We start from the raw sequence: 25,771 nt of genomic DNA on the forward strand, positions 1-25,771 counted from the left end.
GTAAAACATTTATGCTTAATAGGCAAATCAACTTAATCTATTTTGGAGTTTAGCAATGAAGAAAATCGGGTTAGTAATCGCTATCCTATTATTGGTGGTGGGCTTTTTCCATTACGACCTTGATCGGTTATTAACGCTTGATGGGCTAAAATCGGGACTTGTGCAATTCGAAGTTTGGCGTGCAGAAGCTCCGTTATTGGTTGGCAGCGCTTTCTTATTGCTTTACGTGGTAGTGACAGCCTTGTCGTTACCGGGTGCTGTGATTATGACCTTGGCGGCCGGCACCTTGTTTGGTTTGTTTTGGGGCACCGTTATTGTCTCATTCGCGAGCTCTATTGGTGCCACATTGGCGTTTTTGGTGTCGCGTTACTTATTGCGTGATTGGGTGCAAGCAAAGTTCGGTAGTCGTTTAAAGGCGTTTAATGAAGGGGTCGAGAAAGACGGAGCCTTTTATTTATTCACCTTGCGCTTGGTGCCTGTTTTCCCTTTCTTTTTAATTAACTTGTTGATGGGCTTAACCGCGCTGCGCGCTTTTACCTTCTATTGGGTTAGCCAAGTGGGCATGTTGGTAGGCACTGTCGTGTATGTGAACGCGGGTACGCAACTGGGTCAATTAGAAAGCTTATCTGGCATTTTATCCCCTTCTTTACTGTTCTCCTTTGTCCTGCTTGGGGTATTTCCTTTGGTGGCTAAAAAATTATTGGATGTGATAAAAGCGCGTCGAGTGTATGCAGGATTTACCAAGCCAAAAAGTTTTGACCGTAACCTAATCGTTATTGGTGGAGGTGCTGGTGGATTGGTAAGTGCTTACATTGCTGCGGCAGTGAAATCGAAAGTTACCTTGATCGAAGCTCATAAAATGGGTGGCGATTGCTTGAACTACGGTTGTATTCCAAGCAAAGCGATTATTAAGAGTGCGAAAATTGCACAACAAATGCGTCATGCGGAACACTATGGATTAGAAAATGTTGAGCCTACGTTTTCGTTTAAGAAAGTCATGGCGCGTGTGCACGATGTTATTAGTAAAGTAGAGCCTCATGACAGCGTTGAGCGCTATACCGAACTTGGTGTCGATGTTGTTCAAGGCTATGCAAAAATAATTGACCCTTGGACCGTTGAAATTCAATTAAACGACGGTGGTACGCAACGTCTGACGGCACGCAGTATTATTCTGGCGACCGGTGCGCGTCCATTTGTTCCACCATTGCCTGGGTTAGACGATGTGGGTTACTACACCAGCGATACCTTGTGGGGTGAATTCGCCAAGTTTGACGAGCCACCAAAGCGTCTTGTTGTATTAGGCGGTGGTCCAATTGGCTCTGAGCTGGCACAAAGCTTTGCTCGCCTAGGTTCTAATGTCACTCAGGTCGAGCGTTCTGATCGTATTATGGTCCGCGAAGACGAAGAAGTGTCGGCCTTGGTTCAAGAAAGCATGGAATCGGATGGCGTGACCATACTAACGTCGCACAATGCGATTCGCTGTGAGAAAGAAGGCGACATCAAACGTCTTATCGTTGAAAAAGACGGCGTTGAAAGTGTGATCGAATTTGATGCGCTACTGTGTGCTGTTGGCCGTCAGGCTCGCCTTGAAGGTTACGGTTTAGAAAATCTTGGCGTAGAAACAAATCGCACCATAGTGACCAACGATTACCTTGAAACCTTGTTTCCAAATATTTTTGCGGTCGGTGATGTCGCGGGCCCTTATCAGTTTACCCACGTCGCAGCTCATCAAGCTTGGTTTGCCGCCGTGAATGCTTTATTTGGAACCTTTAAGAAATTCCGTGCGGATTACCGAGTGATTCCATGGGCAACCTTTGTTGACCCTGAAGTGGCGCGTGTTGGTTTAAGTGAGCAAGATGCGAAAGAACAAGGCATCGAGTATGAAATGGTACGCTACGGTCTTGATGACCTAGACCGCGCGATTGCTGAGAGTGCAACCAAGGGGTTTGTTAAGGTGTTAACCGTGCCCGGCAAAGATAAGATCTTAGGAGTGACCATTGTAGGTGAGCATTCTGGTGAATTATTGGCTGAGTTCGTTTTAGCGATGAAGCATGGTCTTGGCTTGAATAAAATCCTAGGAACGATTCATACTTATCCTACGTGGGCTGAATCGAATAAATACGCCGCAGGTGAGTGGAAACGCGCTCATACGCCTGAGCGTATATTGAAGTGGATTGAAAAATACCATACATGGCGTCGAGGCTAATTTAGAGCGCGTTTAGCCTCTTTGAAAACGCCAGATAATAGAATGATTAAAACGCACTAAGGCAGCAACTTTAGTGCGTTTTCTTTCATTGCTTCCCAGAATAAGTTCGCTTGGTAACTGAGTGTTTGATGCCGAAGCTTGATCATAAAAATAGGCAGCTGGTTATGAGACATAAAGTTTTCTATGTCGATGGTCACTAACGCGCCAGACGCTAGCTCCGCCTCCACCATATAGCGAGGCATTCTTGCCCAACCTAAGCCATTTAATAATAACGACTTCTTCGCGAAGTAATCATTCACATACCAGCGTTTCCCGGTCGGCAGTAAGTAGCGATGGCCACTCTCACTTTGGTTGATTGCCGAATTATTGACGAGAATGTGCGCGGTAGAATAAAGCTGAGCTTGCTTTAAACGATTGCCTTTATGACCCAGTGTTGCCAACAGTTCAGGCGCCACCACAGTGACCACCTCCAGTCGTAATAATTCAATAAAAGCGTGTCTGTCATCGAGACCATATCGAGGGCCAATCGCCACTTCTGATTTGTCTTTTTGCAGGTTTTCATGCACCCCATAGAGATGATCCGTTGTGATGTCGATGGACAGCTCTGGGTAACTGGTCTGAAAGTTTTTGAGGCGTGTCATAAGCTCATTAGAAAAGCAGCTCTGACTAAAGCAAAGGCGTAATGGCGCCTCGGTTCCTTGCGCTAAATTGTGCCCTAAACTTTCTAATTGCTGTACTTGAGACATGAGCTTTTTGCTTTGCAGGAAAAACGCTTTGCCTTCTGTCGTCAGTGTAGGGCGATAGCTGTCACGGTCGAACAGCTGGATGCCATATTGTGCTTCCAGCGTTTTTACCGCGGCACTGATGCTTGGTTGGGTTTTATGAATGGCGTCTGCAGCGGAACGAAAGCTACCCGTTTCAACCACCGCGATAAACGCTCTAACTTGATCTAGCTTCATGATAGATATATCCAATCATTTTAATAACAAAACGAAATTATTTTTCGTTCATTATTTGCCTTATCATAGTGAATATCAAATGAAAGTGTTTTTTTAAAGGAGAAAGTGTTGGATACATCCTTCGTTGTCTTATTGATTGCGGGTTTGATTACGGGTTTTTCGAAATTCTCCGTAGGCGGTATGGGGTTGTTGGTATTGCCCATTGTGATGATTGCGTTCCCTGGGCCTGAAGCCTTAGGTATTTTAATGCCGCTCTATGTGATTACGGACCTGATGGCCGTGTTTAGCTATAAGAACCACATTGCTTGGTCTGTTTTGTTGCGCTTCTTACCATTGGCTTTTCTTGGCGTCTTTGTGGGTGGGCATTTCTTATCGGGCATTGATGCCAGCCAGTTTGTTTACTTCTTAGGGACGATTGTCATCGCGATGATCTTACTGGGTCTGTATCTCGATTTTCGCCCCGCTGGTTTTATGCGAAAGCCTGCTGCGGCATATAGCATGGGCTTTTTAGGTGGGGTTGTGAGCATGATGGCGAACGCGGCAGGCCCGTTATTTAGCTTGTTTTTGTTGGAGCAAAAGCTCGATAAAAAAACGTATGTGAGCACAAGAGCATGGGCCTTCTTCATTATTAACTTATTGAAATTGCCGCTCTATATCAGCTTAGGTTTGTTGTCTGTTGGTACGGCCAAAATGAGCGTCATGGCGTTGCCTGGCTTGTTGATAGGGTCGTTTATTGGCTATCACTTCTTGAAAAAAGTGAATCCGGTTCAGTTCAAATGGCTGATCCGGATCATGTCCTGCATGGCGGCGTTTAAACTTTTTCTGTTTTCGTAGTCATGTCTAACGGTCGTTTTTTTCTGGTATTGCGCAGTTGACGAATAGAATTGAAAATCAGCAATGCCAGAGCGCCCCAGATCAAGCTAAAGGTAATTAACTTCTCAGGGCTTAACGGCTCATCGTATAAAAAGACAGCCAGTAAGAACATGCCACTTGGTCCTATGTATTGGAAGAAGCCAAGGGTAATCATGCTGACTCGGTTCGCGGCGGCGGCAAAGCACATTAGTGGCACCATGGTGATTGGTCCAGCGGCAAACAAAAGCCAGTTGGTCAGGCTTGGGTTTGCTAGCATATTTGACGTTGAGGTGTGCACAGTGAACATGTAAATCAGAGCCACTGGCAGCATTAATAAGGTTTCGACGGCCATCCCTGTGAAGCTATCAATGGCGACTTTTTTTCGTACTAAGCCATAAAAACCAAACGACAGTGCTAAGGACAATGCGACCCAAGGCAGAGAACCAAATTGGATCACCTCAAACGCCACGGCAGCAAAGCATAAGGCGACGGCGGCTTTGCGCACAGGGTCTAGTTTTTCTTTAAAGAAAACCATCCCCAGCATAATGCTGATTAAGGGGTTAATGTAATAACCTAAACTGGCACTGAGCAATTGGTTGTGGCTAATGGCCCAAATAAAAGTCCCCCAATTGACGCCGATTAGCAGGGTTGAAAGAAGCATGGCCAGCAGTGTTTTTTTGGAGCTAAACACTTGTTTTAACTTGTCTGTTTTGCTCATTCCAACAATAAGAATGAGCACGATCAGGCAAGACCAAATGACGCGGTGAGCGAGTATCTCAGTGGTTGGAATAAACGCCATAAACTTGAAATACATCGGGGCAATAGCCCATAAAGTAAACGCCGTCAGGGCGTAAAATATGCCGCTTTGGGAAGACTGAGGCATGACTACTTCCTTGCTGTTATTTAAATGAGCCTCTTTTTACCACTCGGGTTATGAGAAGTCAGTTACAATCTTGCTTTCTTATTCGCATTCTCTGCATAAATGACTAGGTTGTGAGCGTGATAGGCGCCAGCCACGAAGGGTAAAAACGCGTTTATGCTTCGCTTTTACCCGAGTTAAAATTTATTATAGCGCCACTCCTACCCTTCTTTATTGCCACTGTCTTTTTTTCCTTAGATGGTGTGACAATAACGGTCATAAATAAGTAGTACGCTGAAACAGAATGGACGTTCTTTTTGATGACATAGAACGCATTAGGTATCGGTTCGCAGAGGTACGCGAATGTTAAGATTTTTCAGAATTAATAACGGTTTGATCAAAGAAATCCCTAAAGATGAGGGTGCGCTTCCCAGTATGCACACAGAAGCAGACTGGATTGATGTAAATGAACCCGATGAGGAAGAGCGCACGCAGCTGCGTACCTTGTTACGCACAGACTTACCTGAATCGGATGATGTAGAAGAAATTGAAGCGTCGGCTCGCTGTTTTGTGGACCAAGTTGGCATTCATGTTCACTCTTTGTTTTTAACGCAAAGTGAAGGCCGTCACAAAACCACAACGGTTGCCTGTATTTTGCAGAAAGATCGTTTAGTGACGGTGCGAGAAGGCGAAATTGCCGATTTTCGATTATTAAGAATGCGCGCCAGAGGCGGCCAGATAGCGGCCGATTCTCCGGCTCAATTACTGGTAACCATGCTTGAGCACAAGGTCGAAAACCATGCCGATATTTTGGAAGATTTACACCGTCAGCTGGAAGAAGTAAGCCATCTTGTGTTGGAAGAAAATGAAACAGAATTCGACTCTGTTATCGCCAAATTAGCGCGTCTAGAAGACAGTAACGGAAAGATTCGTTTATGCCTGATGGATACCCAGCGCAATATTTCATTTTTATTGCGCCATCTGACCAGCAAGCAGGACCATTCAGAAACATTACGCGAGATCATGCGCGATGTGGACACCCTGATGTCACACACGACCTTTTTGTTCGATAAAATTAACTTCTTGATGGATTCCACCCAAGGCTTTATCAATATAGAACAAAATAAAATCATTAAGATTTTCTCGATTGCTTCTGTGGTGTTTTTACCGCCGACCTTAGTGGCCAGTATTTATGGGATGAACTTCCATATTATGCCGGAATTAAACTGGAGCCTTGGTTATCCAGGTGCGCTGGGGCTAATGGTGGTGTCTGGTTTCGCGCCCTATTGGTACTTCAAACATCGTGGCTGGCTATAACCAGCCACGATGTTTGAAGGGCTCTCTTTAGCGTGCTAAGAGGGTAAAGAAGGCTACTGTATATCTTTAAGGTATGCCGCATAAACCCAGACATGCTGTTTATTAAATACGATCTCACGCCATGCCCCATGTTGTCTAATCACAGTTATCTTCATTCCATGACGTAAGGCACCGACGATTGGGCTGTTAGTGGTAGGTTGCGCGCGAATATTTAAGCGCTTGCTCGTGACAATATGTGGCCCACTACGAAAGACAGTCGGCTTTTTCTTGGTAAGTTGTTTCTGGTGCTTAGTAACGGCTTTATGTTTTTGTGTCACTACTTTGTGTTTTTGGACAGGAGGTGAAACACTTTTTTGAGCTGAGTGTTTGTTTGTCTGGCAGTTTATTTTCTGGTTATAACAAGCGGCATTGTGGTTTGCTTGTTCGCCTTTAGCGAAGGAGATAGTCGGCACTAAAACACAGCCAATTAGGCAAATGATTTTGCTGGTTAATCTCATACTGGTATCCTTTTTTATAGACTTAATGTGTTTTCAGGATAAGCATAGAGGTTTATTGGCTGGGTAGTCCAATAAGGAAAAGCCAGCCATCAAGCGCTCAAAAATGATGACTGGCTTTTGTTGCTTGCTCTTTTTTTGGCGGACACGGCATTCAGGAGTTAAACGCTTGAGTGTAAACACGCCATCTTTCATAGAGAGCGTGAACAACCGGTGTCTGATCAAAGTGGATTTTATGCTCTTAGGCCAAGTGCCGCAGAGCATAAAAGAGAGAGATGACAATTAAATTACAGGCTGAATAGTGGGCCAAAAAGACGCTAGAAACCGCTTAATTGGTCTGTTAAATGGGCAATCGACAGCAGGTGTTGCTCATTTAAATAATTCAGTAATTCTGTATTCACATCGGTTTGAATACTGGTAATACCTTGATTACCAAAGATCCTATTGATTTCAATGACGTAGGGCACTGAGCCTATCATAGCGATATCAAATCCGGCGTGGTTAATGTCGAGAGATTGCGCCAAATAGGTCACAAGATCTTGAGCTTCTTTTGGGATCAAAGCCACTTCTACCTGCCCGCCTTGGCTAACATTGTTGTGGAAGCCATTATCTGATTGCAAACGCCAGTAACCACTGACAATTTTATTGCCTACCCAAATAATGCGCAGATCTCGGTCGATCGGCAAATACTCTTGTACATATAGAACATCACTTTTGGCCAAATAGTCACGCCACTGTCCCAATGTTTCGATCAGAAACACCCCATTTCCCATGCTGCTTTTTGGAATCTTAGCGACAAAAGGAGATGACATTGTGTCCCAGATTTTGTCCGCTTCATAAGGGGTGTTCGCGGCAATCACTGTATAAGGGTGTTGATTCGGTACTATGGTGCGAAAAGTACGCGTCATTTCTATTTTGTCATGACCAATCATATAAGACGCAAGACTTGGAAAAATGCGCTTCTTTAAGCCGTATATTAACGCGTTAAGCTGCCAATACTGTGGGAATAGAAGCCAGTCCGCTTGTTGAATTTCCTCTAAGTGATCGTACATAGATTCAGGCTTTATGTAGCGAACATTCGGTAGGTGCAAGGTGCGTAATGCGTCGAAAGAGATGATGTTCATTTAACAATAATCAATGGCCAAACAGGTCGCGATTTTAGAGCCAAAGAAGTGCTAAAAGATACGTTTATTTTAGTAAATGCCGAAAAATATTCGCCGCGATAAAAACAAAATAGAGGGCATAAAAAGAGGCCGTTAAGGTTTATTGCGGCATTTCATCTGGATTTGCTTAGTAACGGTTTTATCAGAAGGTTAAAGGTTGTCTTTGGTCTTCGTCATGAAAGTTTAATTTATTGGCTTAGAGTGGGTGAGGCTCTTGAAATAGGGAGTCGGTAAGGAGATCCTCTGGAAATAGTATGACAAGATGGAAATCAATATGCCTTCAAATATAGTGGCCGTTTATGGCTCTCTCAGAGTGGGTTTCGATAATCACGAATTATTAGCGAACAGCCAACCTATTGGAAAGGGCTGGTTAACAGGTTACCGAATGGGTAATTTTGGAGACTTTCCTGGTGTGGTGTTTACCCATGAAGATAACCAACGTGTTCGTGTCGAATGGTACAAGGTAACGGACAGCACATTGGAAGCAATGGATCGTCTTGAAGAGTATGATCCTGCGGCACCAGAGCGCTCCTTGTTTGTGAGAAAACGCGTACAATCTCCTTATGGGAAAGGTTGGATTTATGTTTACAATCAACCTTTTCAACATGCCGATCTTGTTGAATACGGTGATTGGGAACGTGCCGTGGTACGTCCCGCCGTTCATCGTGAGATCCCTGTCGTGTGATCCTTGTCTGAGCTGGCGTGCATGATAACCCTTGTGCGCGTCAGCGCTTGTTCACTACCAACCTCTTATTCTGCGGCTTCGCCGACAGCACGCTTCTTTGCAACTCAACTACCTTGACGTTGGCTTATTCTTTGCTTGGTTAAAATACCAACAAAGAAGGGCGAACAGTATGGAAACGAACGATTACCCATTAACTGAAGTACCAAAAAATGACCGCAAAGGGTTGTTTTCTACCAGTATCGTGTTGCTTGGCTTTACTTTTTTTACCGCCACCATGTTTGCTGGGGGGAAAATAGGCAGTGCATTTAGTCTAGGTGAAATGCTGTTAGCGGTTACCATAGGTAACCTATTATTGGGCTTTTATGCCGCCGCCTTGGCTTATATTGCCTACAAAAGTGGCCTTAACGCGGTATTGATGGGGCGTTTTTGTTTTGGTGAGAAAGGCAGCAAACTGTCTGACTTTATTTTAGGCTTTACGCAAATCGGTTGGTATGCCTGGGGCACAGCGACGATTGCGATTGTGCTAGTGAAGACACTGGATCTGAGCCCCAGTCTCGAAACGCCCTTGATGATCTTCTTTGGTTTTGCTTTTTGCATTACCGCGATGATTGGCTATAAGGGGATGGATTACCTCTCCCGTCTTGCTGTACCTGCCATGTTGCTGTTTATCTTGATCAGTTTCTATAAAGGGATGGCGGATCTCAGCGGCTTAGGGGATGTGTTCGGACAAGCGCCCACGACCAATATGAGCATGGCAACGGCCATTACCATTATTATTGGCACTTTTGTGAGTGGTGGAACACAGGCGACCAATTGGAGTCGCTTCGCTAAGTCTGGCAAGGTGGCCATTTGGGCGACATTGCTGGCCTTTGTATTAGGCAATGGCTTAATGGTCGTGACAGGAGCGCTGGGTAGCCTAATATACCAACAAGCTGACATTGTTGATGTGATGATCGCTCAAGGTTCCATCTCATTGGCGATTCTTATGCTATTTCTAAATCTGTGGACCACTCAAGACAACACCATTTATAACTTCGCCGTCGCGGGCTGTAACCTTGTTCGTACGGACAAACGACGCCTTGTGACTGTGCTGGGAGCGGCCATTGGCACTGTGTTGGCATTAGGTGGCATGTACAATTACTTGATTCCCTACTTGATCTTGTTAGGCACTTTTATTCCACCATTGGGTGGCGTCATCATGGCCGATTTTTGGGTCAAATATCGCGGTAAATACCCCGCATTAGACAGTGCCGCATTGCCCAATTTTAATTACGCCGGCTTGATTGCCTATGGGATCGCTTGCGCCTGTGCTTATTTCACGCCTGTGTTACCGCCCGTGATTGGTGTGCTTGTTGCGGCGCTTGTTTATGGGGCTCTATTAAGCAGTCAAATGAAAGTAAAAACCGCCACTATTTAAACGGGGTGACGATGCCAAGATGTGGTCGATAGGCCGCACTACGATTGTCTGATGCCATGGCTTAAACAGCGGCTTAGTTAAGAAGGCTAAGCCGCTGCGTTATTATTCTGTTTCTTTAGGAGCATGTTTGAGAAACACACCTAAGGAAATCAGTAAGAAGCCGGCACAGCTGACAATGGCCACGGGATAATAAAGATTTCCTGCCATGTCCATTTGGCTGTATTTAATGACCATGATGAGCCCTTCTAGTGCCAAGGCAACACAAACTGTACTGATAAAGCGCGGTAAGGTGCGTCGCATCATGACGATCACATCGTGTTCATCGTCATTGCCATATTCTTTGTTAATCACCATGGCCAGTTCAAACACCGCAATGGCAATAATATTTGAGTTAATGATCTTGATTAGCGTCTGAGTAATGTCTTCGCCATTTAAGTAATTGCCGGTGGCTGAAACAAAGCTAGTAATGACCACTAACGCTGCCAGCGTGAAGAAAATATAGGAGAAGGTTTTCGCAAAAAGTTTTTGAACACTGACGTTCATAAAGTAAATCCGGTTGTTATCGTTGTTCTTTACAATACGGACTTCTTTTAAAATAAACAGTTTCCAACTGGGTATACCGCAAAGGTTCCATAGTCGCCAGAATGGCTGGGCATTCTTTACAAAAAACGCCGTCTGTTAATGGTCAGTCAAAGAAACCCCGACATAATACCAAGAGAATAGCGTCATTTTTTCTTCATTATAGAAGGACGCTTCTTTTACAGTGACAGCTGGCCTTAGGAGTGGAAAAAGCCTTAGTAAATTATTTTATCCCCAATTGGATCTGTGTTTCACAAGAGCAGAAGATTACCCATACGCATCAGATGTTTGGCTTGCTTACCGCGCTTAAATAGACCAATGCACGGTTTTATCGTTGATTATTGAAAGAGGGCTTGAGCTTTATTGGAGTAGGTTGGGTGTTAACGGTTCTAATGTTTGGAGGAGTAAAATCAATAATTTATTAACCCACTGATTTAAAAGAGAAAAATTAATTTGTAGATGTTTTTTTTGGCGATAAGGATTGACTTTTTTAAGACGAAAGCTTTTTTGAGGAAAGTTTTTCATCGGTTTTTATGCCACAGATCTTGACACGAATCGGAATTTTTAACTATTCCTGACCAAATAGAAAAAATCGTTTAAAAATCAATCCGAGAGCCCTGTGTCAATACCAGAAAGCGGCAATCTTCAAGTTTTTTTAAAAACCTTTCACAAAGTTATCCACAAGAGCGTCGTGTTCAAATAATGAGCAAAAACCGGTGAGATAGACGCAGATTGGCCATTTTTAGAATCTGTATGCTGTGTTTTTTGGCATTGTGTGCCTCGAAATCTGCTGACGAGGCGTTATGATCAAAGGCAGTGAAATACTAACCAATAGGGAGACGTCATAATGAAGGTTACTTTTATCGGCTTGGGCACAATGGGCTATCCAATGGCGGGTCATGTGAGCAAGGCAGGTCATGATGTTACCGTTTATAATCGCACTACGGCCAAGGCTCAGGCTTGGAGTGAAGAGTATTCTGGCGCGTTTGCACTAACGCCAGCGCTGGCCGCCAAAGACGCGGAGATAGTACTAACGTGTGTCGGTAACGACGCGGATCTGCGTGCCGTCTACTTAGGCGAGGAAGGCGCTTTTCATATGGCGAAAGCGGGCACTCTCTTTATTGATCACACAACAGCCTCAGCGGAAGTCGCTAAAGAGCTAAGTGCCGTAGCAAAGGATAAGGGCTTCTTGTTTATGGATGGCCCTGTGTCTGGCGGCCAAGCCGGTGCGGTTAATGGTGTTTTGACTGTGATGATGGGCGGAGAACCTGCGCAATTAGCGATGGCTCAACCCGTGTTAGATTGTTATGCGAAATCCACCACGTTATTAGGCCCTGTTGGTCATGGTCAATTAGCAAAAATGGTCAATCAAATCCTGATAGGTGGAGTATTGTCTGGTTTGTCTGAAGGGGTGCGCTTTGCACAAAAAGCGGGACTAGATATGGCCACTTTAGTCGACACTTTAAAACACGGAGCCGCAGGCTCATGGCAATTAGAAAACCGTGGCGAGACCATGGCGAAAGACGAATTTGATTTTGGTTTCGCCATCGAATGGATGCATAAAGACTTAACTCTTTGCCTGGCTCAAGCAGATAAAATGGGGCTGTCTATTCCTTTAACGAAAGCCGTAGATGAAGATTATCAAGCCCTAATGGCAGAAGGTCGTAGCCGCCAAGATACTTCAGTGCTTATTAAAGCATTAGACAATAAAGCATGAGACAAACAGGCCTAATTTTGTACGGCTTGTGATTAACAACGATAGTAATAAGGCCAGTATCATTGAATGATGCTGGCCTTATTTGTTTTTGTATCCGGCGTTTTGTGCGTCACATTTTCATGGAAACCGTGGCGATCTATAAGGGATTTATCTGTTCGCTATTACTCTTTTGTCACGCTTTCTAACTTAATATTCATTGAGTTAGGTTTTTATTTTTGAAAAAAACACGTCATTTCTCTTTTTCCTAAATAGCCTTATAACGCTGCAACCCCTTTGTTTTCGGGTGCTATATGTGTGCATAAAAATTACTTATTCATTACACGCATGAGGCATATCGTTATTTCGATTGGTCATTTGGGAAAGCTTAAGTAGTCTTCAATGATGCGGTTTTGAGCGGGGTTACATTGTAGCGCGCGATAAACAGCTAAAGGGGGCTCAAGGATGAGGCAGGACACCTCGTTTAGATGGATATCTAAGCGAGGTCGTTTCTCTATCTATGCCACTACAACCTTGCCTCTCAGATATCACAAAGTAACGATTACCTTGATTCAACTTCCCACGTGTTTAACACGATCATAATTACGCTAATGGAGAATGAAAATGAAAAAAGGGTTAGCAGCATTACCGTTTGCCGTCATGGCCGCGGCCGCTATTTCCACGTCAGCTCATGCAGCATCAACATTGGTATACTGTTCAGAAGGTAGCCCAGAAGGCTTTAACCCTTCTTTGTACTATTCTGGTACCACTTTCGATGCGTCTTCTAAACCAATTTTTAACCGCTTAATGGAGTTTAAACTGGGCACGACTCAAGTAGAGCCGAGCTTAGCCAAAAGCGTTGATGTCTCTGACGATGGCTTAGAATATACCTTCCATTTACGTAAGGGTGTGAAGTTCCAAAGCTCAAAAGATTTCAAACCAACACGCGACTTTGATGCAGACGATGTGATCTTCTCATTCAACCGTCAGCGTCTTGATAGTAACCCGTACCATAAAGTGGGCGGCGGTTCTTACGGTTACTTTGATGACATGGGCATGAATACCCTGATCAAAGACATAGTAAAAGTCGATGACTACACAGTTAAATTTGTATTGAACCACCCAGAAGCGCCGTTTATTGCCAACTTGGCGATGGACTTTGCGTCTATCTTTTCAAAAGAACAAGCGGATCAATACTTAAAAGCGGGCACGCCTGAAAAACTGGATCAAACCCCAGTTGGTACCGGACCATTCCAAAAAGTGCAGTACCAAAAAGACTCTTTGATTCGCTACGTTGCGTTTAAAGATTACTGGAAAGGCAAAGCAAAAATTGATCGCTTGGTATTCTCTATCACACCAGATGCTTCTGTTCGTTACGCTAAACTAAAAGCCGGCGAATGTGATGTGATGCCATACCCAAATCCTGCTGATATCAAGCAGATGGAAGCGGATCCAAATATTAACTTGATGAGCCAAGAAGGTTTGAACGTTGGTTATCTAGCATTCAACGTGACGAAAAAACCGTTTGGCGATGTGAAAGTGCGTCAGGCATTGAACTATGCGACGGATAAACAAGCGATCATTGATTCGGTTTTCCAAGGGGCTGGTAAAGTCGCTAAGAACCCAATTCCACCGACTATGTGGTCTTACAACACGTCTATCAAAGATTACCCATATGACCCAGCTAAAGCGAAAAAACTGTTAGCAGAAGCAGGCTATGCTGATGGTTTCGAAACCACTATTTGGGCAATGCCAGTTCAGCGCCCTTACAACCCGAATGCACGCCGTATGGCGGAAATTATGCAAGAGGATTGGGCCAAAGTGGGTGTTAAAGCGAACATAGTGACGTACGAATGGGGTGAATACCTTAAGCGTGCAAAAGCGGGTGAGCCAGACACGATTCTAATTGGTTGGACGGGTGACAATGGTGACCCAGATAACTTCCTGTACGTACTAACAAGCTGTGATTCTGTGGGTGGTTCAAACTACTCAGAATGGTGTAACAAAGCCTATGATGACCTGCTGGTTAAAGCGAAACGTACTTCTGATATGGACAAACGTAACGACTACTACAAACAAGCACAGGTTATTTTCCATGATCAAGCACCTTGGATTCCTGTTGCCAACTCTGTGGTATACGAACCAATCCGCAAAGAAGTGAAAGGCTACAAAATTGATCCACTTGGTGGTCACTACTTCTACAGCGTAAGCAAAGAGAAGTAAGTCCAATTCGGACGCCGTAATAGGGTGTTTGTTTGCTGGGACGCAAGCAAACACCCCGCTGACCGGGCTACAAACCCGATCTAGTCAAATCGCAAGAGAGCCAGTCCTTTATGTTCCAATTTATTTTCCGACGTTTGAGTCTTGTCATTCCGACCTTTATCGGTATTACCTTACTGACCTTCACCTTGATCCACATGATTCCTGGTGACCCGATTGAAGTGATGGCAGGGGAGCGTGGTGTATCGCCAGAACGTCATGCTGAGTTGAGTGCCCAATTGGGGTTAGATAAACCCCTATATGAGCAATATTTCCACTATGTTGCAGGCATAGTACAAGGTGACTTAGGCGAGTCTTTAGTTACCCACGAACCTGTCATGAATGAGTTTATGACGCTGTTTCCAGCCACCGTAGAGCTTGCTGTTTGCGCGGCTATTTTTGCTATTTTAATTGGCTTACCCGCCGGTATTTTTGCTGCGGTGAAGCGCGGTACCATTTTCGACCATTCGGTGATGACCTTTTCATTAACGGGTTATTCGATGCCTATTTTTTGGTGGGCATTGCTGCTGATGTTGGTGTTTTCCGTGACCCTAGGCTGGACCCCAGTATCCGGGCGGATTGATGTTGTCTATTGGATCGACAATACCACGGGATTTATGTTGATCGACTCTTGGTTATCAGGCGAAGAGGGCGCTTTCAAGTCTGCCGTGTCTCACCTTATTTTGCCCAGCATTGTCTTGGGCACCATTCCGATGGCCGTTATCGCCCGTATGACGCGTTCTTCTATGCTTGAAGTCTTAAGTGAAGACTACATTCGCACCGCTCGTGCCAAAGGCATTGCTCCGTGGCGAGTGATTGTTATTCATGCGTTGCGCAACGCTCTGATTCCTGTGATTACCGTGATCGGTTTGCAGGTGGGAACTTTATTATCAGGGGCAATTTTGACCGAGACTGTGTTTGCTTGGCCAGGCATTGGCAAATGGCTTATCGAGTCTATTAGCCGTCGAGATTACCCTGTTGTACAGGGCGGCATCTTGATTGTTGCGACCATTATTATTGTCGTCAACCTATTGGTCGACATCGCCTACGGCGTTGTTAACCCACGCATTCGACACAACCGATAAGGAGGCGCTTTATGACGACGAATACCGTATCTGCACCAGCGCCAAGAACACCGATACAAGAATTTTGGCATTACTTTAGCAGCAATAAAGGCGCGGTCGCAGGACTGGTTTTTATTGTATTGATTTGTTTTATGGCGGTTTTCGCCGATGTTGTGGCACCGCATTCGCCCTCTGCTCAAGTGCGAGACGCCTTATTGCTTCCGCCTGCATGGTTAGATGGTGGCAGTTGGTCCTACTTGTTAGGCACCGATGACGTGGGTCGAGACATTTTTTCACGCCTTATTTATGGGGCCAGATTGTCTTTGTCTGTTGGCGCTTTTGCGGTAACGATTTCTTTGGTCATTGGCATATTGTTGGGCTTGGTAGCAGGCTACTTTAAAGGCGTTGTTGATATTTGCATCATGCGCCTTGTCGACATCATGTTGGCGATGCCGAGTTTGCTATTGGCGATTGCCATTGTCGCAATATTAGGGCCAAGCATCTTTAATGCAGCCCTGGCGATATCCTTGGTGTCTTTGCCAAATTACGTGCGCTTAACGCGTGCTGCGACCATGGCGGAAATGTCACGGGACTATGTCACCTCGTCTCGTGTTTTGGGTGCCAGTCCATTGCGTTTGATGTTTGTGTGTATTTTACCGAACTGCTTAGCACCTCTGATCGTGCAAGCGACACTGGGCTTTTCTAGCGCCATCTTGGACATGGCGGCACTGGGCTTTCTCGGGCTAGGTGCTCAGCCACCGACGCCTGAATGGGGTTCTATGTTGGCCGACGCCTTACAGTTTGTACAACGCGCGTGGTGGGTTGTGACCTTCCCCGGATTGATGATCTTGATCACAGTGTTGGCATTTAACCTCATGGGCGATGGCTTACGCGATGCTCTTGATCCCAAGTTGAAACAGTAGGAGGTTGTGATGTCACTGCTACAGCTGGACAATTTAAGCGTTACCTTCGGTAATTTTCGTGCCGTGGATAACATCAGTTATAAGGTCGAGGAAGGGGAAGTCCTTGGCATCGTTGGAGAATCTGGCTCAGGTAAGAGCGTGAGTTCCTTGTCTATAATGGGCTTGATTGATTTTCCCGGTAAAGTGAGCGCCGATCAATTAACCTTTGATGGGCAAGACCTACAAGCCATGCCAGAAAAGCAACGTCGTAAACTGACGGGCTCGGATATTGCGATGATTTTCCAAGATCCTATGACCAGTTTGAACCCTTGTTTCTCAGTGGGTTATCAGATCATGGAGGCGCTTAAAACCCACCAAGGTGGGCGCAAGAAAGTTTTAAAACAACGCGCGATTGAATTGTTAACCCAAGTGGGTATTCCCGCGCCTGAATCACGTTTGGATAATTATCCGCATCAGCTGTCTGGTGGTATGAGCCAGCGTGTGATGATTGCCATGGCGATTGCGTGTAATCCTAGGTTATTGATAGCCGATGAGCCTACCACGGCTCTGGATGTCACCATTCAAGCACAAATCATTGATCTGTTGATCGAATTACAGCGCAAGAAAAAAATGGGATTGGTGTTGATTACCCATGATTTGGCGTTGGTGGCAGAAGTCGCCCATCGAGTGATCGTGATGTACGCCGGTCAAATTGTCGAATCTGGTCCCGCGGCGGAAGTGTTTCGTTCTCCAAAGCACCCTTACACGCAAGCCTTGTTGGCTTCGCTGCCAGAGTCGTCCTCCGGTAAAGCTCGTCTTGAGGCTTTACCCGGTGTTGTGCCTGGGCAATACGATCGTCCGCAAGGCTGTTTGTTAAGCCCACGTTGTCCTTATGCTCAGGAACAATGTCATAAGGTAGAACCTGAAAATCAAGGTCCATTAGACCGCCAAGTGAAATGCCATACTCCGTTAGACATTGAAGGGAGACCGGCCGCATGAGTACATCACAGAACAATGCACTGATCCTGAATGCAGAAAACCTAAAGCAGCATTACCATGTTAAGCAGGGGATGTTTAAGCCGGATGCCGTCGTAAAAGCGGTGGATGGGGTTAGTTTTACTTTGGAAAAAGGCAAAACGTTGGCGGTGGTTGGCGAGTCTGGTTGTGGTAAATCGACCTTGGGTCGTATGTTGACCATGATCGAAACACCAACAGAAGGACAGCTGGCGCATCTTGGACAGGACTTATTAACGCTTTCTAAAAACGAGCAAGCAAGCCTGCGTCAAAAGATCCAAATCATCTTCCAAAATCCTTATGGTTCGTTAAATCCACGTAAGAAAATTGGCTCGATTTTAGAAGAACCTTTGGTTATCAATACCAAGCTTTCTAAAGGGCAGCGCAAAGAAAAAGCCTTGGCCATGATGGCAAAAGTGGGACTGAAAGAAGAACATTACGATCGCTATCCGCATATGTTTTCCGGTGGCCAGCGCCAGCGTATTGCCATTGCTCGTGGCCTGATGTTGGACCCTAATGTCATCGTCGCTGACGAGCCAGTGTCTGCGCTAGATGTGTCAGTTCAAGCCCAAGTGCTTAATCTAATGATGGATTTACAGCAAGAGTTTGGCTTGAGTTATGTGTTTATCTCCCACGATTTGTCGGTGGTGGAGCACATTGCTGATGACGTGATGGTGATGTATTTGGGGAAGGTGGTTGAGCAAGGCTCTCGAGAGCAATTGTTTGAAAATCCGCAGCACCCTTATACCTTGGCCTTACTGTCTAGTACGCCTCAACTGTCGCCGGATAAACGTCGTCAGCGTATTAAGTTAGAAGGGGAGTTGCCTTCGCCATTAAACCCACCGTCTGGGTGCGCGTTTCATGGTCGTTGTTCTTATGCGAACGATCGTTGTCGCAGTGAAACGCCGTTATTGGGTAAAGCAGAAGAAGGGCATTTTATTGCATGTCATGCGGTGGAAGAAAATCGTATGAAACCACTTGCCGTCGGTGTCGCGTAAGCGAGAGAGTTACTTTGCTAACAAGAAAACGCCCAGCAGGGCGTTTTCTTTGCCTAAAACAACAGGATTAAACGTCTGTTTTAGGACGGAATTTTAGCTGTAATCCCATGATGAAGTTACGCAAGATCTGGTCTTTGCATTCACGGTAATGCTTGTTGTCTGGCTTACGGAAGAAGGCACTTAGCTCGTGCTTGCTCATGTTGAACTCAGCCAATTGCATGATTTCAAGAATATCTTCCGCTTTCAGATTAAGCGCAATGCGCAGCTTCATAAAGATAAGATTATTATTTAGGCGTTTCTCTGGCGCAGGCTGTTCACCTTCGCGCTTGCCACGACGCACATTGATAAAGCCATTTAGAAAAGCGGCCATGTCTATATCGACCATAGAGGTGTAACCCTCTTCCTCTTCTTTTTTCATCCACGCGATGATTTGATCACGATTAACCGTTTGATCAGCGGCAGCAAAGATCTCTTTTACATAAGAATCTTTCAAGTCAAAGGTGTAGCGAAGGCGGCGTAAAATATCGTTATTGGTCAAAGTAGAGTCCTAGTGTTAGGTGTCCAGTACAGTCAGGGTGAATCACTGGCGATTCAAAGAGCGACTTTAACAGATTTTAGCGTCACTTTTATCAAATATATAAAGATATTTGCCTAACACGGCGCGTTTTCATCCAGCGTGAGTAGCGTGATATCGCGTAAAAAAACCTAACACACTGAGTCTGTTAGGTTTCTGTTTTTCTTAAGGCATTGTTTCTCTCGCGATGGCGCTGCGAATTTAGTCTTTACCGAATAAATCTCGGGTATAAACCTTATCCGCTACGTCGCTCAGCTCGTCGGTCATGCGGTTACTCATGATGACATCCGCCGCAACTTTAAACTCAGCAAGATCACGATAGACTGTTGAGTGGAAGAAGTTGTCTTCTTCTAATTCTGGTTCAAAAACAATGACTTCAATACCTTTGGCTTTCAAACGTTTCATGACGCCTTGAATCGCCGATGCGCGGAAGTTGTCTGAACCTGTTTTCATCACTAAGCGATACACGCCCACGACGCTAGGATTGCGTTTGATGATGGCATCGGCAATAAAGTCTTTACGTGTGGTGTTAGAGTCCACAATGGCACGGATCAGGTTGTTCGGCACATTGTCGTAATTGGCCAGCAGCTGCTTGGTGTCTTTTGGTAGGCAGTAGCCGCCGTAACCAAAAGAAGGGTTGTTGTAGTGCGCGCCAATACGAGGGTCTAGGCCGACGCCTTCGATCACTTGCTTAGAGCTGAGGCCAAAGGCTTCACAGTAAGAATCAAGCTCGTTGAAGTAGGCCACACGCATGGCCAAATAGGTATTAGAGAAAAGCTTAACGGCTTCGGCTTCGGTGGCGTCGGTAAACAAGGTGGGAACCTCTTGTTTGATCGCGCCTTCTTGCAACAAAGCAGCGAACACTTTCGCGCGCTCGGAGTCTTCTCCAACGATAATACGAGACGGGTGAAGGTTGTCGTAAAGGGCTTTGCCTTCACGCAAAAACTCAGGCGAGAACAGAATATTATCTGTACCAAATTTGGCTTTTACTTCCGCTGTGTAGCCGACAGGGATAGTCGACTTGATGACCATAACCGCGTTTGGGTTGACCGCCAACACATCCGCAATAACGCTTTCTACCGAGCTGGTATTGAAGTAATTGGTTTCAGGGTCATAGTCTGTTGGCGTGGCAATTACTACGAAATCTGCGTTCTGATAAGCCTGTGTTTTGTCTTCGGTGGCGACAAAATCGAGCGTCTTAGTGGCAAGGAAATCTTCGATTTCTGCATCGCTAATAGGCGATTGTCCTTGGTTTAGCATGGACACACGCTCTGCGACGATATCAACCGCTGTGACTTTATGGTTCTGGGCCAGCAACATGGAGATAGACAGGCCAACATAGCCTGTTCCCGCAACGGCAATCTGGTATTTTTTAGTCGTCAAAATATCTTCCTACGTTATCAGTATAATTAGTGGGTTGAGCCATAAAAGTCACGGTACCAGTCGACAAAATTCTGCATGCCGTCTTCGATACTGGTGGCTGGCTTAAAGCCGGTACTTTCTATTAGTTCATCAATGTCGGCAAACGTCAGTGGCACATCGCCCGCTTGCATTGGCAAATGGTTTTCTTGGGCTTTCTTGCCACAGGCGCTTTCAATGGCGTCAATAAAACGTCGTAATTCAATTGGCTGATTGTTGCCAATATTAAATACTTTATAAGGCGCGGTCGCTGCGGTAATTTCGCTTTCCATCTTCGTTGGTATGGTAGCTATAACGCGCACAATGCCTTCAACAATGTCGTCAATATAGGTGAAGTCACGCTTCATCTGACCATGGTTATAAACGTCGATTGGCTGGTCTTCGAAAATCGCTTTGACAAATTTATAGGCCGCCATATCTGGGCGACCCCAAGGACCGTACACGGTAAAAAAGCGTAGGCCGGTCGTTGGAATGTCATAAAGATGGCTGTAAGAATGCGCCATGAGTTCGTTCGATTTTTTGGTGGCCGCGTACAGACTAATAGGATAGTCGACTCTGTCTTCTGTGCTAAACGGTTGCTTTTTATTCATCCCATACACAGAGCTAGAAGACGCATACACAAGGTGCTTCACCTTGGTTTGGCGACAGCCTTCTAGAATATTCGCAAAGCCCACTAGGTTAGAATCAATATAGGCTTGCGGATTTTCAATCGAGTAACGTACCCCGGCTTGGGCGGCTAAATTTACCACCACATCGAACTGTTCGTCCTCGAAGAGGGTCGCCATGGCGTCACGATCTGCTAAATCCATTTTAATAAAACGAAAGCGGTCTTGTGCTTGGTGAGAGTCTTTGAAACGAGCGAGGTCATCAAGGCGTGCGATTTTTAACGCCGGGTCGTAATAATCGTTGAGATTATCGATGCCCACAACGTCATCACCTCGAGCAAGGAGTGGTTTAATTAAACCGTGTCCAATGAACCCAGCGGCTCCGGTTACTAATACTTTCACATCGTCTCTCTTAATCTAAAGATAGGGTATCGCCATAGTATAAAGAATAGTGCCGTGAAAAAAGATGAAAAAAAGGCACAAAGCTTAGAATATCTGCATTTTATCGCCATTTGATAACGAGTGTTGACGCAAATAAGAGCGAATAAAACAGCACCAAGAAAGCGAGGTGCTGTGATTGGAATGGGGAGGCCGAGCCAAATTAAATTAACGACGACACGTTTAGGTATTAGAAACGTGTCTAAGAATCTCTAAAAATGCGTTAACCGAATCATTGGACGCCGATTCATGCATGGTGTGATAGCCGGTGGTGGGAATCTGAATGGTGGTGCCATCAACCAAGCCATTAGACGCCGCAATGATGCGACCTAATTCTGTACTGCCGATTGATGAAGGCGGTAAACCATTGGCCTCTCGCTTTTTATTTTCAGCTTCTGCATAGCGATTTTTGAAGAGGTAACTTATGCCACTTTTCACACAGAGCGCTTCAATAAGCTGAGTCGTTTCTGGGTTAAACGTGGCGTTGGCGTCTTTTTCCCGTAGCACGATTTGCTGCTCATTGGCGGAGGCAACGCTAGGAAAAGGGCTGGTGTCGATAACAAATAAGCGGTTGGTAGAGCCGCCAAAACGACGGAACCACTCTAATAAATAACGCCAGCTTTTGCCGGACTCTTCTTGTGCGGTAAAAAACGCCGTACCTTTAAAGCCAAGGCTAAACAAATGCACCAACGCAGCCGCCGAGATAACGTTATCCAATTGGCCTGCAAGGCGGTCTTCCTTGATATGCAGCTTGTCTTTAAAAGCAATTGGCGTGCCTGCGACCACGCCTTCTAATCCGTCGATTTCAAAAATTAAGTTGTTGCGAAACTCGCAGATATAAGCGTGTTTGATGACGCCTTTGCCACGATAAACACCGGACCAAGGCTCATAGGCATAGACATTTTCATGGTGGAAGCGCTCGGTGATTTTACTCATTAACTCTTCAGAAACGGAGTTGTTCAGTAGATCAGTGCGATTCGCAGAGACAAAGGCGGCGTACTGGAATTCATTCGGCCCAGTGCAGACCAAGCCATGGCGGTCGATGTGTGCCGAGAACATAGTGCTCATTGGTTCACTGCCTTGGGCAACCAATAACCCTTCATACCAGGTGACCTTGGCGCCACGCTCTTCTAACTCACGCTGCAATACGCGGAAAAAAGAATGTTCTGCGCCAACCACGCTAGGCTGTCGAATCAATAACTTGAGCACATCAATAAAATCATCACTTAACATGTAAGGTTTTCTCTAGCAGTGAACCGGATGGCTGATCATAGAGTTTTTTTTATTTTTTAACAGCGATAAATAGCGGAAAAAACAGCGCTTAGCGTATTTAAAATGACGAGATTTAACTAACACTTTTAAAATGTCTCACAAATGAATAACATACATAATATTTACACTATTCAAGCGTATTTTTTAATTTTTAAAATGGATGAATAGTCGTGTTTTAGCGATGTTATTTCACCCATAAACATGGGCATTTTGCTCATGTTTTTATCAGAAACCGTTTGAATAGGGATAGAAAATGCGTTTTAGAAATATTATCTGGTGTGCCGGCCTCGCATTAGTTGGCTGTGCTGGGCATGTAGATCAAGCACCAGAACAAAAAACAATTCGCGCGTTTTATATGAAAAAACTGACGGTTAATTTATCCGAGTCTGTTGAAGCGATTCCTGGCAGCAAACAGTTTGCTTCTGAGAGTAAACTGAGCAAAGACTTCGCCTATTCGATTCATAAACACCTAGTAGAAGAAGGCCTTTATGCTTCTAAACCGGGGCCTAATGTGGGCGAATTAGACATTACCATTGATTATTTACGCCGTTATAAAATGGGAGGGCGAGCTCTGAGTCGTCCATTAGTCTCTCATCAGGTCGTGGTGTCTCAAGGTAATCAAACGCTTGCCAAGCTGGTGCAAAACAATTACACCCCTTTGTATGGTTATTTTAAAGCGGTTTACGTCAATATTGAGCGTGCCATTCATCAATGGGACGAAAAAGACGAACACGTAGACGCAGACAATATCAGTGAATCTTTAGTGGAAGATTTAGAAGAGAAATTTGATCTGTAGTTTTCTCGTCACGTTTGGCTGACTCTCTAATGAATAAAAAGGCGTGATTCTTAAACCAAGAATCACGCCTTTTTTGATGCCAAAACAATGCTAAACAGCAGAGAAAGTTACTCTCCTAGAAGAGTAAACTTATTTTTTCTGCCACGATTTAAGCAACTCGTCATAAGCCACGGTCACCCCTTGAGGTTTCTCGTTAGCCAATTTGGCTTTGGGTGCGCCAGGTTGCGCTAACCAGTAAGCTTCATCACGTGGTTTGTTGAGCTTAGGGCCACAGTTAGGCTGTACTTTAGCGCGTTCTAAACGTCCCATTACCTTATCTTGAGCCGCCGCAAGGCCGTTCAACGCTTCTTGAGGTGTTGCTTCACCGCTGGCCGCTTGTGAAACGTATTGCCACCAAAGCTGAGCCAGTTTTGGGTAATCTGGTACGTTAGTACCGGTAGGGCTCCACTCGGTACGTGCTGGGCTACGATAGAACTCAACCAAACCACCTAGGTTTGGCGCCGCGTCCGTCATCGCTTGAGAGTTGATGTCGGATTCACGAATCGGCGTTAAGCCGACCAAGGTTTTTTTCAAAGACACCGTTTTAGACGTGGTGAACTGAGCATACAACCAAGCCGCTAGACGACGTTTTTCAGGCGTGGATTTCATAAAGGTCCAAGAGCCAACGTCTTGATAACCTTTTTTCATACCTTGCTCCCAGTATGGCCCAACAGGAGACGGTGCCATGCGCCATTTTGGCGTGCCGTCTTCATTCACCACAGGCAGACCTTTTTTGGTCATGTCTGCGGTAAAGGCGGTGTACCAGAAAATTTGCTGAGCAACGTTACCTTGAGCCGGTACCGGACCAGATTCAGAGAAGGTCATACCTTGTGCTTCTGGTGGCGCGTAGCTACTCAACCAATCAACGTATTTCTGAGTGGCATAAACGGCCGCTGGACCATTTGTTGCTCCACCACGAGACACACTCGAACCGACCGGATGACAATTTTCGACACGGATACCCCATTCGTCTACCGGTAAGCCATTTGGCAAGCCTTTGTCGCCAGCACCGGCCATAGAGAACCAAGCATCAGTGAAACGCCAGCCAAGAGAAGGGTCTTTTTTACCGTAATCCATGTGGCCGTAAACGCGTTTGCCATCCAGGTTTTTCACTTTATCGGTGAAGAACTCAGCGATGTCTTGATAAGCAGACCAGTTTACTGGTACGCCTAGGTCGTAGCCGTAAATGGATTTAAATTTTGCTTTTAGATCCGGGCGCGCAAACCAATCGGCGCGGAACCAATAAAGGTTGGCGAATTGTTGGTCAGGAAGTTGATACAATTTACCGTCTGGTCCAGTGGTAAAGGACAGGCCGATAAAGTCATCTAGATCCAAGGTTGGCGAGGTATAATCTTTGCCATCGCCCGCCATCATGTCGGAAATTGGCACCACTTTACCATAGCGGAAGTGGGTACCGATCAGATCGGAGTCATTGATGTAGGCGTCATAAATATTACGGCCTGACTGCATTTGAGTTTGCAGTTTTTCAATCACATCCCCTTCTTGAATCAAGTCATGGTGCAGATTAATACCAGTGATTTCAGTAAAGGCTTTGGCCAATACTTGGGACTCGTATTTGTGCGTGGTGAGTGTTTCTGACGCAACGTTTATGTCCATGCCTCGGAAGCTTTTTGCGGCTTCAGTAAACCAGTGCATTTCCTCAAGCTGTTGCTGTTTGCTTAGCGTCGAGACAGTAAACTCGTTGTCTACCCATTTTTCTGCGGCATCTGAGTATTGATCAGCCCACAGTGAAGCAGAATGAAGCATCACCGCGATGGGTAAGGCTGCCAGTGCAATTTTTTTCTTATTGTAGTGCATGATGTACCTCAACATAGTTTAATTTTCTGGTGGCGTCCGTGCCGAATAGTCCTGGTCGTACTGGTGGTTTAGCCCCAACGCATTAGGATGATCATCCAAATAGCGCAAAGGACGGTTGCCACCGCAAGGTTTGCATCCGTTAACGCAACGAACACGAGATGAATAAAGGCGCTGCTCAGCAGGCCAATAAACAAACGATCGCCTCGTGTGGTGTCGAGCGGTAAAAAGCCTCGACGCTCCACACAAGGGGAAGCGATTTGCCACGCGGTCATCCCCACTAGGATGACCCCAATGCCAATAAAAAAGAGCGCGGTTGGTAGTGTCCAAGACATCCAAGCCATAATAATTC

23 protein-coding genes are annotated in these 25,771 nt (G+C 45.4%); 12 read left to right on the forward strand and 11 right to left on the reverse strand.

The features are described from left to right. The first annotated feature begins 55 nt into the window (after positions 1-55). Entirely contained in the window at positions 56-2,206 is a 2,151-nt protein-coding gene (locus E0D71_RS05960; protein ID WP_133002402.1) for a bifunctional TVP38/TMEM64 family protein/FAD-dependent oxidoreductase, read from the forward strand. 56 nt (positions 2,207-2,262) lie between these two features. Here the strand turns inward: E0D71_RS05960 and E0D71_RS05965 are convergent, their stop codons facing one another. Further along, positions 2,263-3,165, reverse strand: a complete 903-nt coding sequence (locus E0D71_RS05965; RefSeq protein ID WP_133002403.1) for a LysR family transcriptional regulator — start codon at positions 3,163-3,165, stop codon at positions 2,263-2,265. 105 nt (positions 3,166-3,270) lie between these two features. Here E0D71_RS05965 and E0D71_RS05970 point away from each other — a divergent pair, with 105 nt between their 5' ends. Continuing rightward, a complete protein-coding gene (locus E0D71_RS05970) occupies positions 3,271-3,999 on the forward strand; it encodes a sulfite exporter TauE/SafE family protein (protein WP_341563291.1) in 729 nt (242 codons plus the stop codon). Here the strand turns inward: E0D71_RS05970 and rarD are convergent. Further along, complete coding sequence (gene rarD, locus E0D71_RS05975) at positions 3,977-4,900, reverse strand: EamA family transporter RarD (protein ID WP_133002405.1); 924 nt, start codon at positions 4,898-4,900, stop codon at positions 3,977-3,979. The two genes, E0D71_RS05970 and rarD, sit on opposite strands and share 23 nt — an antisense overlap. A gap of 339 nt (positions 4,901-5,239) precedes the next feature. Between rarD and corA the strand changes: the two genes are divergently transcribed. Next, entirely contained in the window at positions 5,240-6,193 is a 954-nt protein-coding gene (gene corA / locus E0D71_RS05980) for a magnesium/cobalt transporter CorA (RefSeq protein WP_133002406.1), read from the forward strand. A gap of 53 nt (positions 6,194-6,246) precedes the next feature. Here the strand turns inward: corA and E0D71_RS05985 are convergent, their stop codons facing one another. After that, positions 6,247-6,690 (reverse strand): SH3 domain-containing protein, encoded by a 444-nt coding sequence (locus E0D71_RS05985; RefSeq protein ID WP_133002407.1) that lies wholly within the window; start codon positions 6,688-6,690, stop codon positions 6,247-6,249. Between the two features lie 314 nt (positions 6,691-7,004). Then, positions 7,005-7,811 carry a hypothetical protein gene (locus E0D71_RS05990; protein WP_133002408.1) on the reverse strand — a complete coding sequence of 269 codons (807 nt, stop codon included), beginning with the start codon at positions 7,809-7,811 and terminating at the stop codon, positions 7,005-7,007. Between the two features lie 313 nt (positions 7,812-8,124). Between E0D71_RS05990 and E0D71_RS05995 the strand changes: the two genes are divergently transcribed. Beyond that, complete coding sequence (locus E0D71_RS05995; RefSeq protein ID WP_243711945.1) at positions 8,125-8,535, forward strand: gamma-glutamylcyclotransferase family protein; 411 nt, start codon at positions 8,125-8,127, stop codon at positions 8,533-8,535. Between the two features lie 169 nt (positions 8,536-8,704). Further along, positions 8,705-9,952, forward strand: a complete 1,248-nt coding sequence (codB, locus tag E0D71_RS06000; protein ID WP_133002410.1) for a cytosine permease — start codon at positions 8,705-8,707, stop codon at positions 9,950-9,952. A gap of 102 nt (positions 9,953-10,054) precedes the next feature. Here codB and E0D71_RS06005 read toward each other — a convergent pair whose 3' ends face one another. Next, on the reverse strand, positions 10,055-10,495 hold the full coding sequence (locus tag E0D71_RS06005; protein WP_133002411.1) for a hypothetical protein: 441 nt from the start codon (positions 10,493-10,495) through the stop codon (positions 10,055-10,057). A gap of 883 nt (positions 10,496-11,378) precedes the next feature. Here E0D71_RS06005 and E0D71_RS06010 point away from each other — a divergent pair. From E0D71_RS06010 to E0D71_RS06035, 6 genes are all read left to right on the forward strand, one after another. Beyond that, positions 11,379-12,248, forward strand: a complete 870-nt coding sequence (locus tag E0D71_RS06010; protein ID WP_133002412.1) for an NAD(P)-dependent oxidoreductase — start codon at positions 11,379-11,381, stop codon at positions 12,246-12,248. A 600-nt stretch (positions 12,249-12,848) separates the two neighbouring features. Further along, positions 12,849-14,447, forward strand: coding sequence for an ABC transporter substrate-binding protein (locus tag E0D71_RS06015; protein ID WP_133002413.1), 1,599 nt, complete (start codon positions 12,849-12,851; stop codon positions 14,445-14,447). Between the two features lie 110 nt (positions 14,448-14,557). Continuing rightward, positions 14,558-15,568: an ABC transporter permease subunit gene (locus tag E0D71_RS06020; RefSeq protein ID WP_133002414.1), complete on the forward strand. Its 1,011-nt coding sequence runs from the start codon at positions 14,558-14,560 to the stop codon at positions 15,566-15,568. Positions 15,569-15,579: 11 nt separating this feature from the next. Next, the gene (dppC, locus tag E0D71_RS06025; protein WP_133002415.1) at positions 15,580-16,470 is read left to right on the forward strand and encodes a dipeptide ABC transporter permease DppC; all 891 of its coding nucleotides are present in this window, start codon (positions 15,580-15,582) and stop codon (positions 16,468-16,470) included. A gap of 9 nt (positions 16,471-16,479) precedes the next feature. Continuing rightward, positions 16,480-17,448: a dipeptide ABC transporter ATP-binding protein gene (dppD, locus tag E0D71_RS06030; protein WP_133002416.1), complete on the forward strand. Its 969-nt coding sequence runs from the start codon at positions 16,480-16,482 to the stop codon at positions 17,446-17,448. After that, positions 17,445-18,461: a peptide ABC transporter ATP-binding protein gene (locus E0D71_RS06035; RefSeq protein WP_133002417.1), complete on the forward strand. Its 1,017-nt coding sequence runs from the start codon at positions 17,445-17,447 to the stop codon at positions 18,459-18,461. Before dppD ends, E0D71_RS06035 begins: the two co-directional genes overlap by 4 nt. A gap of 67 nt (positions 18,462-18,528) precedes the next feature. Here the strand turns inward: E0D71_RS06035 and E0D71_RS06040 are convergent, their stop codons facing one another. The 4 genes from E0D71_RS06040 to E0D71_RS06055 form a co-directional block, all read right to left on the reverse strand. Continuing rightward, on the reverse strand, positions 18,529-18,999 hold the full coding sequence (locus tag E0D71_RS06040) for a DUF1456 family protein (protein WP_133002418.1): 471 nt from the start codon (positions 18,997-18,999) through the stop codon (positions 18,529-18,531). A 237-nt stretch (positions 19,000-19,236) separates the two neighbouring features. After that, positions 19,237-20,418 (reverse strand): nucleotide sugar dehydrogenase, encoded by a 1,182-nt coding sequence (locus E0D71_RS06045; protein WP_279433432.1) that lies wholly within the window; start codon positions 20,416-20,418, stop codon positions 19,237-19,239. A gap of 26 nt (positions 20,419-20,444) precedes the next feature. Beyond that, positions 20,445-21,461, reverse strand: coding sequence for an NAD-dependent epimerase (locus E0D71_RS06050; RefSeq protein WP_133002419.1), 1,017 nt, complete (start codon positions 21,459-21,461; stop codon positions 20,445-20,447). Positions 21,462-21,680: 219 nt separating this feature from the next. Further along, the gene (locus E0D71_RS06055; protein ID WP_133002420.1) at positions 21,681-22,730 is read right to left on the reverse strand and encodes a peptidase M42; all 1,050 of its coding nucleotides are present in this window, start codon (positions 22,728-22,730) and stop codon (positions 21,681-21,683) included. A gap of 292 nt (positions 22,731-23,022) precedes the next feature. Here E0D71_RS06055 and E0D71_RS06060 point away from each other — a divergent pair, with 292 nt between their 5' ends. Then, entirely contained in the window at positions 23,023-23,565 is a 543-nt protein-coding gene (locus tag E0D71_RS06060; protein ID WP_133002421.1) for a hypothetical protein, read from the forward strand. 129 nt (positions 23,566-23,694) lie between these two features. On the opposite strand, the gene E0D71_RS06065 is transcribed toward E0D71_RS06060, so the two are convergent. Then, on the reverse strand, positions 23,695-25,422 hold the full coding sequence (locus E0D71_RS06065) for an ABC transporter substrate-binding protein (protein ID WP_133002422.1): 1,728 nt from the start codon (positions 25,420-25,422) through the stop codon (positions 23,695-23,697). A gap of 68 nt (positions 25,423-25,490) precedes the next feature. Continuing rightward, on the reverse strand, positions 25,491-25,763 hold the full coding sequence (locus tag E0D71_RS06070) for a DUF2160 domain-containing protein (RefSeq protein WP_133002423.1): 273 nt from the start codon (positions 25,761-25,763) through the stop codon (positions 25,491-25,493). Positions 25,764-25,771: the final 8 nt, after the last annotated feature.

It is taken from the genome of Marinomonas sp. KMM3893, from assembly GCF_004352855.1.
Classification (GTDB): Bacteria; Pseudomonadota; Gammaproteobacteria; order Pseudomonadales; family Marinomonadaceae; genus Marinomonas; species Marinomonas arenicola.

Bases quoted from the DNA above. Each gene is read 5' to 3' on its own strand.
- E0D71_RS06005 (WP_133002411.1), bottom strand. From the start codon at position 10,495: ATGAACGTCAGTGTTCAAAAACTTTTTGCGAAAACCTTCTCCTATATT.
- E0D71_RS05995 (WP_243711945.1), top strand. From the start codon at position 8,125: ATGCCTTCAAATATAGTGGCCGTTTATGGCTCTCTCAGAGTGGGTTTC.
- E0D71_RS05965 (WP_133002403.1), bottom strand. From the start codon at position 3,165: ATGAAGCTAGATCAAGTTAGAGCGTTTATCGCGGTGGTTGAAACGGGT.
- E0D71_RS05985 (WP_133002407.1), bottom strand. From the start codon at position 6,690: ATGAGATTAACCAGCAAAATCATTTGCCTAATTGGCTGTGTTTTAGTG.
- E0D71_RS06010 (WP_133002412.1), top strand. From the start codon at position 11,379: ATGAAGGTTACTTTTATCGGCTTGGGCACAATGGGCTATCCAATGGCG.
- dppD (WP_133002416.1), top strand. From the start codon at position 16,480: ATGTCACTGCTACAGCTGGACAATTTAAGCGTTACCTTCGGTAATTTT.
- corA (WP_133002406.1), top strand. From the start codon at position 5,240: ATGTTAAGATTTTTCAGAATTAATAACGGTTTGATCAAAGAAATCCCT.
- E0D71_RS06015 (WP_133002413.1), top strand. From the start codon at position 12,849: ATGAAAAAAGGGTTAGCAGCATTACCGTTTGCCGTCATGGCCGCGGCC.
- rarD (WP_133002405.1), bottom strand. From the start codon at position 4,900: ATGCCTCAGTCTTCCCAAAGCGGCATATTTTACGCCCTGACGGCGTTT.
- E0D71_RS06055 (WP_133002420.1), bottom strand. From the start codon at position 22,730: ATGTTAAGTGATGATTTTATTGATGTGCTCAAGTTATTGATTCGACAG.
- E0D71_RS06020 (WP_133002414.1), top strand. From the start codon at position 14,558: ATGTTCCAATTTATTTTCCGACGTTTGAGTCTTGTCATTCCGACCTTT.
- E0D71_RS05960 (WP_133002402.1), top strand. From the start codon at position 56: ATGAAGAAAATCGGGTTAGTAATCGCTATCCTATTATTGGTGGTGGGC.
- dppC (WP_133002415.1), top strand. From the start codon at position 15,580: ATGACGACGAATACCGTATCTGCACCAGCGCCAAGAACACCGATACAA.
- codB (WP_133002410.1), top strand. From the start codon at position 8,705: ATGGAAACGAACGATTACCCATTAACTGAAGTACCAAAAAATGACCGC.
- E0D71_RS05990 (WP_133002408.1), bottom strand. From the start codon at position 7,811: ATGAACATCATCTCTTTCGACGCATTACGCACCTTGCACCTACCGAAT.
- E0D71_RS06060 (WP_133002421.1), top strand. From the start codon at position 23,023: ATGCGTTTTAGAAATATTATCTGGTGTGCCGGCCTCGCATTAGTTGGC.
- E0D71_RS06035 (WP_133002417.1), top strand. From the start codon at position 17,445: ATGAGTACATCACAGAACAATGCACTGATCCTGAATGCAGAAAACCTA.
- E0D71_RS06070 (WP_133002423.1), bottom strand. From the start codon at position 25,763: ATGGCTTGGATGTCTTGGACACTACCAACCGCGCTCTTTTTTATTGGC.
- E0D71_RS06065 (WP_133002422.1), bottom strand. From the start codon at position 25,422: ATGCACTACAATAAGAAAAAAATTGCACTGGCAGCCTTACCCATCGCG.